Source organism: Angustibacter luteus (assembly GCF_039541115.1).
Taxonomy (GTDB): domain Bacteria; phylum Actinomycetota; class Actinomycetes; order Actinomycetales; family Angustibacteraceae; genus Angustibacter; species Angustibacter luteus.
Genome location: NZ_BAABFP010000007.1, coordinates 23,247 through 36,092, shown reverse-complemented (window position 1 = coordinate 36,092; position 12,846 = coordinate 23,247). Strand labels below are relative to the sequence as shown.

At 73.5% G+C, this 12,846-nt stretch carries 14 protein-coding genes and 1 tRNA gene; 4 read left to right on the top strand and 11 right to left on the bottom strand.

Annotated features, from left to right (window positions below; all coding sequences use genetic code 11):
- Entirely contained in the window at positions 1–1,365 is a 1,365-nt protein-coding gene (locus ABEB17_RS14240; protein WP_345717400.1) for a cystathionine beta-synthase, read from the bottom strand.
- 243 nt (positions 1,366–1,608) lie between these two features.
- On the opposite strand from ABEB17_RS14240, the gene ABEB17_RS14235 reads away from it, so the two are divergent.
- From ABEB17_RS14235 to ABEB17_RS14220, 4 genes are all read left to right on the top strand, one after another.
- Positions 1,609–2,331 (top strand): MBL fold metallo-hydrolase, encoded by a 723-nt coding sequence (locus ABEB17_RS14235; protein ID WP_345717399.1) that lies wholly within the window; start codon positions 1,609–1,611, stop codon positions 2,329–2,331.
- Between the two features lie 94 nt (positions 2,332–2,425).
- The gene (locus ABEB17_RS14230; RefSeq protein ID WP_345717398.1) at positions 2,426–3,460 is read left to right on the top strand and encodes an SGNH/GDSL hydrolase family protein; all 1,035 of its coding nucleotides are present in this window, start codon (positions 2,426–2,428) and stop codon (positions 3,458–3,460) included.
- Between the two features lie 93 nt (positions 3,461–3,553).
- Positions 3,554–4,777: an acetyl-CoA C-acetyltransferase gene (locus ABEB17_RS14225; protein WP_345717397.1), complete on the top strand. Its 1,224-nt coding sequence runs from the start codon at positions 3,554–3,556 to the stop codon at positions 4,775–4,777.
- 10 nt (positions 4,778–4,787) lie between these two features.
- Positions 4,788–5,837, top strand: a complete 1,050-nt coding sequence (locus ABEB17_RS14220) for a DUF695 domain-containing protein (protein ID WP_345717396.1) — start codon at positions 4,788–4,790, stop codon at positions 5,835–5,837.
- Positions 5,838–5,915: 78 nt separating this feature from the next.
- On the opposite strand, the gene ABEB17_RS14215 is transcribed toward ABEB17_RS14220, so the two are convergent.
- From ABEB17_RS14215 to eno, 10 genes are all read right to left on the bottom strand, one after another.
- On the bottom strand, positions 5,916–6,257 hold the full coding sequence (locus ABEB17_RS14215) for a hypothetical protein (protein ID WP_345717395.1): 342 nt from the start codon (positions 6,255–6,257) through the stop codon (positions 5,916–5,918).
- Between the two features lie 100 nt (positions 6,258–6,357).
- The gene (locus tag ABEB17_RS14210; protein ID WP_345717394.1) at positions 6,358–7,173 is read right to left on the bottom strand and encodes a Bax inhibitor-1/YccA family protein; all 816 of its coding nucleotides are present in this window, start codon (positions 7,171–7,173) and stop codon (positions 6,358–6,360) included.
- Positions 7,174–7,302: 129 nt separating this feature from the next.
- A tRNA-Leu gene (locus tag ABEB17_RS14205) sits at positions 7,303–7,376 on the bottom strand.
- Positions 7,377–7,395: 19 nt separating this feature from the next.
- Positions 7,396–7,944, bottom strand: a complete 549-nt coding sequence (locus ABEB17_RS14200; RefSeq protein ID WP_345717393.1) for a peptide deformylase — start codon at positions 7,942–7,944, stop codon at positions 7,396–7,398.
- Positions 7,941–8,465, bottom strand: coding sequence for a glycine cleavage system transcriptional repressor (locus tag ABEB17_RS14195; protein WP_345717392.1), 525 nt, complete (start codon positions 8,463–8,465; stop codon positions 7,941–7,943). The genes ABEB17_RS14200 and ABEB17_RS14195 overlap by 4 nt, the downstream gene beginning before the upstream one ends.
- Before the next feature lie 18 nt (positions 8,466–8,483).
- A complete protein-coding gene (locus ABEB17_RS14190) occupies positions 8,484–9,329 on the bottom strand; it encodes a uracil-DNA glycosylase (RefSeq protein WP_345717391.1) in 846 nt (281 codons plus the stop codon).
- Positions 9,330–9,449: 120 nt separating this feature from the next.
- A complete protein-coding gene (locus ABEB17_RS14185) occupies positions 9,450–10,385 on the bottom strand; it encodes a Ppx/GppA phosphatase family protein (protein WP_345717390.1) in 936 nt (311 codons plus the stop codon).
- Positions 10,382–10,906: a DUF501 domain-containing protein gene (locus tag ABEB17_RS14180; protein ID WP_345717389.1), complete on the bottom strand. Its 525-nt coding sequence runs from the start codon at positions 10,904–10,906 to the stop codon at positions 10,382–10,384. The genes ABEB17_RS14185 and ABEB17_RS14180 overlap by 4 nt, the downstream gene beginning before the upstream one ends.
- Positions 10,903–11,448, bottom strand: coding sequence for an FtsB family cell division protein (locus tag ABEB17_RS14175; RefSeq protein ID WP_345717388.1), 546 nt, complete (start codon positions 11,446–11,448; stop codon positions 10,903–10,905). The genes ABEB17_RS14180 and ABEB17_RS14175 overlap by 4 nt, the downstream gene beginning before the upstream one ends.
- 7 nt (positions 11,449–11,455) lie before the next feature.
- Positions 11,456–12,736 (bottom strand): phosphopyruvate hydratase, encoded by a 1,281-nt coding sequence (eno, locus tag ABEB17_RS14170; protein ID WP_345717387.1) that lies wholly within the window; start codon positions 12,734–12,736, stop codon positions 11,456–11,458.
- Positions 12,737–12,846 lie beyond the last annotated feature (110 nt).

The window sequence follows — 12,846 nt, the reverse complement described above, 5'->3', positions numbered from 1 at the left end:
CTACTCGGCCAGGAAGCCCAACAGGTCGGCCCGGGTCAGCACCCCGGCCGGCTTGCCGTCCTCGACCACCATCACGGCGTCCGCGTTCTCCAGCTCGTGCCGCGCGGTGGACACCGGCTCGCCCGCCCCGACCAGCGGCAGCGGCTTGCCCATGTGCTGGGCGACGCTGTCGGCCAGGTGGGCGCGTCCGGTGAACAGGGCGTCCAGCAGGTCGCGCTCGCTCACGCTGCCCGCCACCTCACCGGCCATGACCGGCGGCTCCGCACCGACCACCGGCATCTGCGAGACGCCGTACTCGCGCAGGATCTGCACGGCGTCCCGGATCGTCTCGCTCGGGTGGGTGTGCACGAGCGCGGGCAGGTCCCCGGCCTTGGCGTGCAGGACCTCGCCCACCGTGGTCTCGTCGTGGTCCTGGACAAAGCCGTACGAGGCCATCCAGTCGTCGTTGAAGATCTTCGACAGGTAGCCGCGGCCGCTGTCCGGCAGGAGCACCACGACGACGTCGTCCGGGCCCAGGTCACGGGCCACCTCGAGCGCGGCCACCACGGCCATCCCGCAGGAGCCGCCGACGAGCAGTCCCTCCTCGCGGGCCAGCCGACGGGTCATGTCGAACGAGTCGGCATCGCTGACGGCGACGATCTCGTCCGGGACGCTCGGGTCGTAGGCGCTCGGCCAGAAGTCCTCGCCGACCCCCTCGACCAGGTACGGGCGGCCGGTGCCGCCGGAGTAGACCGACCCCTCGGGGTCGGCGCCGATCACCCGGACCCGGCCCTCGCTGGCGTCCTTCAGGTACTGCCCGGTGCCGCTGATCGTGCCGCCGGTGCCGACGCCGGCCACGAAGTGGGTGACCCGGCCGTCGGTGTCCCGCCAGACCTCCGGGCCGGTGGTCAGGTAGTGGCTGCGCGGACCCTCCGGGTTCGAGTACTGGTCCGGCTTCCAGGCGCCCTCGGTCTCGCGGACCAGCCGGTCGCTGGTCTGGTAGTAGCTGTCCGGGTGGTCCGGCGGGACGGCGGTCGGGCACACGACGACGTCCGCGCCGTACGCCTTGAGGACGTTGCGCTTGTCCTCGCTGACCTTGTCGGGGCAGACGAAGATGCAGTGGTACCCCTTGCGCTGGGCGATCAGCGCGAGCCCGACGCCGGTGTTGCCGCTCGTCGGCTCGACGATGGTCCCGCCCGGCTTGAGCGCGCCCGACTCCTCGGCCGCCTCGATCATCCGCAGGGCGATCCGGTCCTTCACGCTCCCGCCCGGGTTCATGTACTCGACCTTGGCCAGCACCGTGGCGGCGATGCCGTCGGTGACCGAGGTGAGCTTGACGAGGGGCGTGTCGCCCACGAGGTCGGCGATGTGCTCTGCGTACTTCACCCCGGCATCGTCTCAGATCCCGGACGCGCACCCGCGGGTGGTCGCGGCGCAACGCCACTACGCACCTATTGGAGTAACGGCCCGCAGTGACAACGACGCCCACCCCACGAGGTTTGGGACTGCGTGCCGCTACTCCATTCCTTTCGTAGCTGCGTTGCGCCGCGACAACCTTGGGGGACCGGTGTCGGAGGTGGCAGGGTCAGGTAGGGACGAGGTGTCGGGGTGCGGCCATAGGGTCGCCCCATGGCATCGGACCCCGCGGTACAGCTCGCCCCGAACGTGTGGCGGCTGCGCCTGATCAGCGACCTGGTGAACGGATTCGCGTTCCGGGACGACGACGGGCAGGTCACGCTCGTCGACTGCGGCATGAAGCGCTCACCCAGGACGATGTCGGCCGCCCTCGCCCGCATCGGCATCGCGTCCGATGACGTCACCCGGATCCTGCTGACCCACGCGCACACCGACCACGCGGGTGGCGTGGCCGAGATGGCCCGGCGCACCGACAGCCCGGTGAGCGTGCACACGGACGACGCCGAGGCAGTCCGCACCGGGATCGCGCCCCCGCTGGACCAGTCCCTGCGGATGGGGCGTTTCCTGCGGCGGATCATGAAAACGGGCAAGCCGGCGTTCGAGCCGGTCCCGGTCACCGACGAGCTCCACGACGACCAGCTGCTGCCGGTCGCCGGAGGCCTGCGGGTCGTGCACACCCCGGGTCACTCCCCCGGCCACGTCTCGTTCCTGCACGAGCCGACGGGCGTGCTGGTCACCGGTGACGCGTTGTTCAACTGGCGGGGCATCGGCTGGTCGATCCCGTTCTTCTGCACCGACTTCCGAATGAGCCAGCGGACAGCGCAGCGCCTCACCGAGCTGGACTTCTCGGTGGCGGCGTTCACCCACGGCAAGCACGTCAGCGCGGGCGCCCGGGCCTACGTCGGCGACTTCCTGACCGCGCACCAGGTCGACTGAGCCGGGCGCGCCCACCACCTGGGGATGACTCCGGTGTGCCGCAGGCGTTCCAGGTACCGTGCAGGGGTAGGCGAGCGAACGGGAGGGCAACCGCATGGGTCGGGCTCGACGCGCGCGCAAGGTGGCGGCGGCCGCCGCCTACGGCGGCGGTGGGCTGACGGTGCTCGGCGGCGTCGGGGTGGCGCTCATGGCCACCGAGATGAAGCTGGCCCGACGCAGCATCGGTACGCCGTTCGGCGCCGAGGGACCCAAGGCGGACGGCGTGTACGGCGCCGGCGTGGGCGACCCGGTCGAGCTCGTCGTCCTCGGTGACTCCTCGGCGGCCGGCCTGGGTGCCGACCTGCCGGAGCAGACGCCCGGCGCCGTGGTGGCCCGCGGCCTGTCGGCAGTGGCCGGCAAGGCGGTCCGGCTGACGACGGTGGCCCAGGTCGGTGCCGTGTCCGGGGACCTCAGCGGGCAGCTCGACCGCCTGCTCGAGCAGGTACCCGCCCCGGACATCGCGATCATCATGGTCGGGGCGAACGACGTCACGCACCGGATCAAGCCCGCCGCCGCCGTCCGGGACCTGGCCAAGGCGGTGGAGCGGCTGCGCGCGGTCGGCGGCGAGGTCGTCGTCGGCACGTGCCCCGACCTCGGCACCATCGAGCCCGTCCCGCAGCCGCTGCGCCTGATCGCGCGCCGGCTGAGCCGGGACCTCGCCGCCGCGCAGACGGTCGCCGCCGTCGAGGCGGGCGCGCGCAGCGTGTCGCTGGGCGACCTGCTCGGCGAGGAGTTCCGCCGGGTCCCGCACGAGATGTTCAGCGCCGACCGGTTCCACCCGTCGTCCGCGGGCTACGCGGCGGCCGCCGCCGCCGTGCTGCCGTCAGCCTGCGCGGCACTGGGTCTGTGGCCGGACGGCGGTGCCGAGCGCCCACCGGACGCCCGGCGCGGCGAGGGTGTCGGCCCGATCGCCGTCGCCGCGGTCGCCGCGGCAGCGGACCCGGGCACCGAGGTCAGCGCCACCCAGGTCGGCGGCCAGCAACGCGGCCCGCGCGGCCGCTGGGCGGTGCTGCTGCGCCGTCGCCAGGAGCCCGTCGTCCCCACCGAGGAGACCAACGTCACCGCGACCGATCCGCCTACCGCCGAGTAGCATCGATGGTCGGCGGTGCCGCCCACGGCAGCCCGGCCGACTCCGATCGCGCGCTCGACGACGAGCGCCCCGACGACTGAGCAGGAGCCCGTCATGACCGAGGCCGTCATCGTCTCGACCGCCCGCAGCCCGATCGGCCGCGCGTTCAAGGGGTCGCTGAAGGACGTGCGACCCGACGACCTGTCCGCGACGATCGTCCGGGCGGTGCTCGACAAGATCCCGGCCCTCGACCCGGCGACCATCGACGACCTCTACCTCGGGTGCGCCGAGCCGTCCGACGAGCAGGGCTTCAACATGGCCCGCGTCGTCGCCGTGCTGGCCGGCCTGGACGGCCTGCCCGGCTCCACCGTGAACCGGTTCTGCGCCTCGAGCGTGCAGACCACCCGGATGGCGTTCCACGCGATCAAGGCGGGCGAGGGACACACGTTCATCAGCGCCGGGGTCGAGTGCGTGAGCCGCTACAAGAAGTTCGCCGGTGCGGGCGGCGGCGAGGCCGACACCAAGAACCCCGCCTTCGCCGAGGCCGAGGCTCGCAGCATCGCCACCGCGACGTCCAACGCCACCTGGAGCGACCCGCGCGAGCAGGGCCTGCTCCCGGACGTCTACCTGTCGATGGGTCAGACCGCCGAGAACGTCGCGACCTGGCGCGGGGTCAGCCGCGCCGAGCAGGACGCCTGGGGCGTGGAGAGCCAGAACCGCGCCGAGAAGGCCATCGCCGACGGGTTCTTCGCCCGCGAGATCACCCCCGTGACCACGCCGCGCGGCACGGTCGTCTCGGCGGACGACGGCCCGCGCGCGGGCGTCACGGTCGAGGGCGTGTCCGGGCTGCAGCCGGTCTTCCGCGAGCAGGGCACCATCACGGCCGGCAACTGCTGCCCGCTCAACGACGGCGCGGCCGCGCTCGTGGTGATGAGCGACGTCCGGGCCCGCGAGCTCGGGCTCGAGCCGATCGCCCGGGTGCTGTCCACCGGGGTCACGGCGCTGTCCCCCGAGATCATGGGCCTCGGTCCGGTCGAGGCGTCCCGCCAGGCGCTGTCCCGCGCTGGGCTGACCATCGACGACATCGACCTCGTCGAGATCAACGAGGCCTTCGCCGCCCAGGTGCTGCCGAGCGCGGCCGACCTCGGCATCGACCTGGACAAGCTCAACGTGCACGGCGGCGCCATCGCGCTCGGCCACCCCTTCGGCGCCACCGGCGCGCGGATCACCACGACACTGCTCAACGGCCTGCAGTCCCGGGACAAGACCCTCGGGCTGGAGACGATGTGCGTCGGCGGCGGTCAGGGCATGGCGATCGTCTACGAGCGCCTGAGCTGATCGCGGCGCCATGAGCTTCCTGCGGCGCAAGCAGCCGGACGGCGGCCGCGACGAGCACAGCGCCATCGCGGCCTTCTGGCAGTGGTGGACCGAGAGCGGGGCGGCGCTGACCGCGGAGGCCATCGCAGGCCGGGACCCGGACGCGATGGTCGGCGCGCTCAGCGAGCGGGTGGACGCCATCGACCCGGGACTGGCCTGGGAGCTCGGCCCCGGATCGGACAGCTCGCACGTCCTGGTGGTGACCAGCGAGGGCAACCCTGACCTGCGGCCGCTGTCGCGGCGCTGGCGGATGGCCGCGCCGGCCGCCGACCCCGTGTGGGCGTACTCGGACGTGCGGCTGCCGGCCCCCGACGTCCAGGACGTCGTGCTGCGCATCGGGGAGGTCGACCTGGACGCGGGCTCGGCGTCCGCCGACGTGCGGGTCAGCGGCACGCAGATCGACGTCGTTGTGCACCACCCGCGGTTTCCCGAGCTGCCGGAGGACGCGCAGCGCACCGCGACCTTCCTGCTGCTGGACGCGGTGCTCGGCGAGGCGGACGTGGAGACGTGGGTCGGCCAGATCGCCGCCAGCGAGCTGCCCGCCCTGGACCCGGTGCCCCTGGTCGCGCTCCGCGCGGTCGTCGCGGACGTGCAGGCGCAGAACACCGGCCCGGACGGCGAGCCGCACTGGGTCATGCTCAACGGGACGACCCCGGACGGCGGGGCCATCCTGGCCAGCGCGCAGGTACCGCTGCGGGCGTCCACCGCGCCGCACCTGGACACCTACGTGCCGGTGGTGGTGCCGTTCGGGGACCACACCGAGCAGGGCCTGCCCGGGCCAGCCTCGCTCGTCGCACTCCGCGACCTCGAGGACCACCTGACCGTGCTGCTCGGCGAGAGCGGTCGCGTCGTGGCGCACCAGTCGCACGACGGCGTGCGCATCCTGCACCTGTACGTCGACGGGACGACGCCGGCGGCCGAGCAGGTCCGGGCCGGCGTGGTGGGCTGGGACCAGGGTGAGGTCGAGGTCGGCGTCCAGCTCGATCCCGGCTGGACCAGCGTCGCCCACCTGCGCACCTAGCCCGCACCATTCGCGCTAGGTGTGGTTCTGCGGGCCGTATTGCCACGTCTAGCGCGAATCGTGCGTGGTTGGGGCGGGTCAGAGGGCGCGGCGCAGGGCGACCAGGACGTCGACCGCTTGGCGCAGCTCGGGCTCCCGGCCCTCGTCGAGGACGTCGTTCACGGTGACGACGAGCTGGTCGGCCAACCCGTGCGGTGCCAGCTCGGGGAGCGGACGGCGCGGGCGGCCCACCCCGTCGGCGGCCAGGTCCGCGAGGGTCTGGGCGGCCGCGTGGACCAGCTCGGCCGGGGTCGGCCCGGACGACGACGGACGCTCCAGCCGGTCCAGCGGCATCGCGCGCAGCCGTCCGTCGACCCGGCCCAGCTCACGCTCCAGGTCCCGGCCCAGCCCCCGCCGCGGGTCCGCGTCCGAGTCAGTCACGGGGGTGAGCCTGCCACGAGTCGCCGCACCCGGGCCGACGCCTCGGACGCACCAACGGCCCGTCACTCGTTCGTGACGGGCCGCCAGGCAACTCGGTGGGTCAGTCCCCGCGCAGGATGGCGAGGATCCGCAGGATCTCGATGTAGAGCCAGACCAGCGTGACGATGAGACCGAAGGCGCCGTACCAGGCGAACTTCGCCGGGGCACCCTGCTCGACGCCGGCCCGGATGAACTCGAAGTCCATGACCAGCGAGTAGGACGCCAGGATGACGGCGAAGGCGCCGATCGCCAGGCCGAGGCCGCCGCTGCGCAGGTCGGAGCCGCCGCCGAAGGCCGAGAACATCAGGTTCACGAGACCGAAGACGATGTACCCGCCGATGGCGACGAAGAAGATCTTGTTCAGCTTCGGGGACGTGCGCAGCTTCCCGCTGCGGAACCCGACGAGCACCACCGCGAACACGCCGAGGGTGGCCAGCACGGCCTGCCCCACGATGCCCGGGTAGGCCTCGTTGAAGTACATGCTGATCCCGCCGAGAAACGCGCCCTCGAACAGGCCGTAGGCGATGATCAGCGCCGGGCTCGGGCTCTTCTTGAACGAGTTCACCAGGCCGAGGACGAGGCCACCGATCAGACCCGGCCACATCAGGACCGGCGCCTGCCAGCCGACCGCGGCACCGACCAGCACCGCGACGAACACGATCGCGGTCTTCACCACGACGTCGTCGTAGGTCATGCGGCCGGTGTCGACCGTGGTGGCGGCCGGCGAGGAGTACATGGTCTGCAGCTCGTCGGCGGACGGGGTCGAGTACGCCGGCGGCACCGATGCGGTCGTCGAGCCCGTCTTGGTCGCGCCGGACGGACCGAACGTCGCGTAGCCGCGGTCGTCCTTCATCCGTTCGAACACCGGGTTGCTCATCGTCGTCCTCCTCGGTCCGCAGCCGGACCATCGCGGCGTCCCGTGACACGGGCCGTCATGCACATAATGCCCCGCGAGCCTGGGAAGTTCCCGAAAGTCCGGCGAGAACGGGGGCCAATTTCTGCGAGGTGCCCCCGACGGGGTTCGAACCCGTACTGGAACGCTTTTAAGGCGCCTGCCTCTGCCGGTTGGGCTACGGGGGCGAGGGCCAGCCTGCCAGAACTACCGGTAGTTCTGCCGCGGGTGCAGGGCGTGCGCGCCGGCCACCCGGTCGAGGAACAGGGCACCGTCCGTGTGGTCGATCTCGTGCTGCAGCGCCACCGCCTCGAACGCGTCGGTGGTCACCGTGACGACCTCGCCGGTGACCGGCAGCAACCCCCGCACCACAAGGCGCCGGGCCCGCTTCACGTCGCCGGTCAGGTCCGGCACCGACAGGCAGCCCTCCCGACCGCGCTCCCACCGGCTCCCCTCCAGCACCACCGCGTTGCACAGGACGAACGCCCCGTGGCAGGTCCGGGTCTTGGGGTGGCCGGACACGTCCACGCTGAACACCCGCCAGGCCACCCCGACCTGCTGGGCGGCCAGCCCGACGCACCCGGGCGAGACGGCCTGGGTGGCCAGCAGGTCGGCGGCGAGCTGCACGACCTCAGGGTCGGCGGGGTCGACGTCCGTGCCCGGCTCGGCCAGCACCCGCCCGGGAGCCCGGACGACGTCCCGCACCGCACCGGGGGGCAGCGCCGGTAGGCGCCACCCGGCCGAGGCCTCGCTCACAGCTCGTCGGTCTCGAGCGGCCGCAGCGACACGTCCACCCCGAGCTCGTCGGCGGTGCTGCGCAGCGCGGACTGGACGAGCTCGACGTCCACGTCGGCGGGCAGCGTGACCTCGGCGACGAGCACGTACAGGTCACCCGACAGCCTCGTGGTCAGGTCGGTGACGTTCCCCCGGGCCCCGGCCACCACCCCGGTCAGCGCGCCGACGATGCCGGGCCGGTCCGCGCCGTGCACGCTGAGCACGTACGGCCGCCCGGCCGCCCTCGCGGCGTGCAGCTCGAGGTCGGGCACGTCCCGGACGTCGACGGTGAGCCGTCCGTCGGCGGACAGCCCCGCCAGGGCGTCCCGGACGGCGGGCGCGCCCGCGCCGGTGCGCACCAGCAGCAGCATCGCGAAGTGGCCGCGCAGCAACGTCATGGTCGAGTCCTCGAGGTTGCCCCCGAGCTCGGCCAGCGCGGCGGTGGTGTCGGCGACGATGCCGGGACGGTCGTGCCCGAGCACGGTGACGGCGAGCAGGCTCATGGGCTCATCCTGCCCTGGCTACCCGGTCAGCGTCCGCACCCGGGCCAGGACGTCGTCCAGCATCGGTTCGGTGAGCCGGCCGGTGAAGGTGTTCTGCTGGCTCACGTGGTAGCTGGCGAGCAGCGGGACGACGCGCCCGTCCGGGGTGACCAGCGGCACCTGCACGCCGTGGCCGAACCGCGGCGCCGGCCGCGCCACCGCCCAGCCGGTCCGCCGGGCCGCCGCCAGGAACGCCTCGAAGCCGATCGCGCCGAGCGCCAGCACCGCGCGCAGGGTCGGCAGCGCGAGCCGGACGTCGGCGTCCAACCACGGCGCACAGGTGGCCCGCTCCTCGCCGGTCGGTTTGTTGCCCGGCGGTGCGCAGCGCACCGCAGCGACGATGCGCGCGCCGTCCAGCTGCTGCCCGTCGCCGGCGTGCCGCGACCACGGCACCTTCGCGTAGCCGGCCCGGTGCAGCGCCGCGTAGATCCAGTCGCCGCTGCGGTCACCGGTGAACATCCGGCCGGTGCGGTTGGTTCCGTTCGCAGCCGGCGCCAGCCCGACCACCAGCAGCCGCGGGGCGGGGTCGCCGAAGCCGGGACCGGGCCGGCCCCAGTACGGCTGGTCGGCGAACGCGGCCCGGCGGCCGTCCCGGGCCACGTCCTCGCGCCACTCGACGAGGCGCGGGCAGGCCCGGCACACGCTGATCCGGGCGTCGAGCGTGCCGACGTCCCGGGCCGACCCGGCCAGCCGGACGACGTCCGCCGACTGCGCCGCCCGAGGCGTGCGTGCGGTCGCCGGATCGCCCGGCCAGCCGGTGCCGGGCGGGACGGGCGAGGCGAACTCCCGCCCGGTCACCGGGTGCGGGTCGCGCGAGGTCGTCACCCGCCCATCCTGGCGACGTTTCCGCCACTCAGGCCGGTTTCCGGACGTCGAAACCGGGGCGGGTGGCGGAAAGCGGGCTGGGTGGCGGAAGCGAGGGGTACGGGTGGCGGAACGTGCGGGTCAGGCGAGCGAGAAGGCGATGCCGTCCAGGATGTCGCGCTCGCTGGCCTGCACGTGGGTGACGCCGGACTCGGCCACCACCCGGTCGATCACCTCGCGCCAGACCAGCGCACCGGCGCCGATGACGTCCACCCGGCCGGGGTGCAGGTACGGCCGGGCCGCGCGCTGCTCGCGGGTCTGGTGGAGCAGCCGGTCGCAGGCCTCGCGCACGGCGTCCACCGGCATCTTCGCGCGGTGGATCCGCTCGGGGTCGTAGCGGTTCAGTCCGAGCACCTCGGCGGTCACCGTGGTGACCGAGCCGGCCAGCCCCACGACCGTCCGGATCCCTGGCAGCGCCACGACCTCGGCCACTCGGTCCAGCGCGGCCCGGACGTCGGCCCGAGCCGCCTCGACCTCGGTGGACGTCGGCGGGTCGGTGTGCAGGTGCCGCTCGGTCAGCCGGACGCACCCCACGTCGACGGACAGCGCGGCCTCGACGCCCGTCTCGCCGCGTACCAGCTCGGTGGAGCCACCGCCGATGTCCACCACCAGGAACGGCCCCGGCACCGCGTCGGCGAGCAGCTCGAAGGTCGCCCCCTCGAACGACAGCTGCGCCTCCTCCGAACCGGGCACCACCTCGGGCTCGACGCCGAGCAGCTCGCGGACGCCGTCGATGAACTCCGCGCGGTTGCTCGCGTCCCGGGTCGCGGACGTCGCCACGAACCGCAGCCGCTCGACGCCCAGCTCACGGCACCGGGTCGCGTACTCCGCCGTCACCGCCAGCGTGCGTTCGAGCGCCTCGGGGGCGAACTGGCCGGTGCGGTCCACGCCCTGCCCGAGCCGGACGATGCGCATCTCCCGCTCCACCTCGGTCAACGAGCCCGCGCCCGGGTCGACGTCCGCGACCAGCAGCCGCAACGAGTTGGTGCCGCAGTCGAACGCCGCCACCCGCGTCATGTCTCCCCCTCGATCGAGCCATCTGGTGGGTCGCCAGCCGTGCACGACCCGCGAGACCACCACTGCGGCAACGCCTCCAGCGCCTCGTCGCCGAACGGGTTGACCCCTGGTCCAGCCGCCAGCGCGTGCCCGACGAGCACGTGCAGGCACTTGACCCGGGTCGGCATCCCGCCCGCGCTGGTGCCCGCGATCTCGGGGACGTCGCCGAGCAGGGCGCGCCGGCGCAGGTAGTCCTCGTGCGCGGCCCGGTAGCGGGCGGCGAGCTCGGGGTCGTCGTCCAGCCGGGCGGTCATCTCAGCCATCAGGCCGGACGACTCGAGCGTGCTGATCGCCCCGGTCAACCGCGGGCAGGTCAGGTAGAACGTGGTGGGGAACGGCGTGCCGTCGTCCAGCCGGGGCGCGGTCTCGACCGCGTCCGGGTTCCCGCACGGGCAGCGGTGCGCGACGGCCACGACTCCGCGCGGACGACGGCCGAGCTGGGCCTCGACGGCCGCCAGGTCGGCGGCCCGTACCTCGGTCATGGCTGGGTCTGGGACTGCCCGCCGGCGATCTGCGCCGAGCGCCACACGTCGTCGAACCAGGAGCGGTCGCTGCGCGCCGTCTTGGCGGCGGCCTTGACCGGTGAGGCCTTCGCCGGGTCTGTCGCGGGCCGCGGGTCGATCACGGTGTACGCCTTCTCGCCGGGCATGACGAACTTCAGCCGGTCCCGGGCCTGCGCCTTCACGTACGCCGGGTCGTTCCAGGCGGCCCGCTCCTTCTGCAGGTCACCGACCTGGGCCTGCTGCTCGGCCACGCTCGAGCGCAGCGTGTCGATCTGCTGCTGCTGGGCGAGGTAGGACCGCAGCGCCGGCGCGAGCAGCACCGCGAGCACGGCCAGTACACCGCCCAGGACGACGAGCCGCAGCGTGCGGCTCGGCCGGGGCGCGGTGGCCACCGGCCGCCGGCGGGCCGAGACCGCCGGGGCCGGGCGGACGCCGGTGCGTCCCCCGCTGCGTTCGCCGGTGCCGGGCCGGGCACCGGCGCGCGTGGTGCCCGGGCTGCCCGGACGACGACCTGCTGCCATCGGTCGGTCAGCCCCCGAACCGGGGGAAGGCCTGCCGGCCGGCGTAGCGGGCGGCGTCGTCCAGCTCCTCCTCGATGCGGAGCAGCTGGTTGTACTTGGCGACCCGCTCGGAGCGGGCCGGTGCGCCGGTCTTGATCTGGCCGCAGTTGGTGGCGACGGCCAGGTCGGCGATCGTCGTGTCCTCGGTCTCGCCCGAGCGGTGGCTCATCATGCAGCGGAACCCGTTGCGGTGGGCCAGGTCCACGGCGTCCAGCGTCTCGGTGAGCGAGCCGATCTGGTTGACCTTGACGAGCAGCGCGTTGGCGCTGTCGTCGTCGATGCCGCGCTGCAGCCGCGTGGGGTTGGTGACGAACAGGTCGTCCCCGACGATCTGCACGCGGTCGCCGATCGCCCGGGTGAGGTGCGCCCAGCCGGCCCAGTCGTCCTCGGACAGCGGGTCCTCGATCGAGACCAGCTTGTAGTCGCTGAGCAGGCCCTCGTAGAAGCCGGTCATCCACTCCGCGGAGCGCTCGGCGCGCTCGAAGTGGTACGAGCCGTCCCGGTAGAACTCGGTGGCCGCGACGTCCAGCGCGAGGGCGATGTCCGTGCCCAGGGTGAAGCCGGCCTGCTCGATCGCGGTGCCGATCAGGTCCAGCGCCGCGGTCGTCTGCGGCAGGTCCGGCGCGAAGCCGCCCTCGTCGCCGAGGCCGGTGGCCAGGCCCTGCTTCTTCAGCACGCTCTTGAGCGAGTGGTAGGTCTCGGCGCCCCAGCGCAGCGCCTCGCCGAAGGTCTCGGCGCCGATCGGGGCGATCATGAACTCCTGCACGTCCACGCCGCTGTCGGCGTGCGCGCCGCCGTTGATGATGTTCATCATCGGCACCGGCAGCACGTGCGCGTTCGGCCCGCCGACGTAGCGGAACAGCGGCAGCCCGGAGGAGTCGGCCGCGGCCCGCGCCACGGCCAGCGACACCCCGAGGATCGCGTTCGCGCCCAGCTTGGACTTGTTGTCGGTGCCGTCCAGGTCGATCATCGCCTGGTCGACCAGCCGCTGCTCGGACGCGTCGAAGCCGAGCAGCGCGGGGCCGAGGTCGTCCAGCACGGCCAGCACGGCCTTCTGCACGCCCTTGCCGCCGTAGCGGCCGGCGTCCTCGTCACGCCGCTCGGCGGCCTCGAAGGCGCCGGTGGAGGCGCCGGACGGGACGGCCGCGCGGGCGATGGTGCCGTCGTCGAGGGCGACCTCGACCTCGACGGTCGGGTTGCCTCGCGAGTCCAGGATCTCGCGGGCTCCGACTGCTTCGATGCTCGCCACGGCACAGCTCCTCGGTCGTTCGGGGGAAGACGGACGTCGGCACCGAGCCTAGTGCCCAGGCCGGATCGGCCCGAGCCCCCACGCCGGGGTGGGGCGGTCAGGGCGTCCGT